At 50.9% G+C, this 536-nt stretch carries 1 protein-coding gene; it reads left to right on the top strand.

What is annotated here, in order from left to right; genetic code table 11:
• Nucleotides 1-34: 34 nt before the first annotated feature.
• Nucleotides 35-536, top strand: a 502-nt coding sequence (locus tag E3E28_RS10710) for a hypothetical protein (protein WP_206203901.1), incomplete at its 3' end; no start/stop codon positions are given.

Below are 536 nucleotides of genomic sequence, written 5' to 3'. Positions count from 1 at the left end.
ATCGTTGATTGAAAATCTAGGTGCGACGCTTGAAATGTTCGCGCACGAGAACGGATGGATATCAAGGGACGGAAGAATTGTCTTTCCGGAATTGCAGGAAGTTTCGGATGAAGAATTGAGCGAAAGCGTTGCCGTTGCGACATTGGCAACGAGTTGGATCAGATGGGAGAGAGTGGATCAACGTCGTCGATATTGGGGTGGAGAATTCGTAGAGATCGAGAACGGAAGAGCGATCGAGGGAATGCCTGGGGAGGCACGCGCGTACTTTGAGTACGTTCCTTCCGGCGAAGAACACTACGACTGGATCGCCAACGAGCGCCTCAAGGAACAGTTACAGCAGATCGTTGCAGAGTTGATGTTCGAAACGCCGGCACTGGAGCAAGAAAAAGACATTTCAGATCAACCTAAGCTACTTCCTGACGAATTCGTCAGTGTCCGTGAAGTTAGCTCTGCGATGTATCTATCGAGGGTACTGGGCGCGGACGTTAGGACCGACCGAGGAAAATATGCGGGATTGAAGATCATCGAGTGGCTCC

This window comes from Thermococcus sp. 21S9 (assembly GCF_012027635.1).
Classification (GTDB): Archaea; Methanobacteriota_B; Thermococci; order Thermococcales; family Thermococcaceae; genus Thermococcus.
This window is presented reverse-complemented; position numbering and strand designations above follow the sequence as displayed.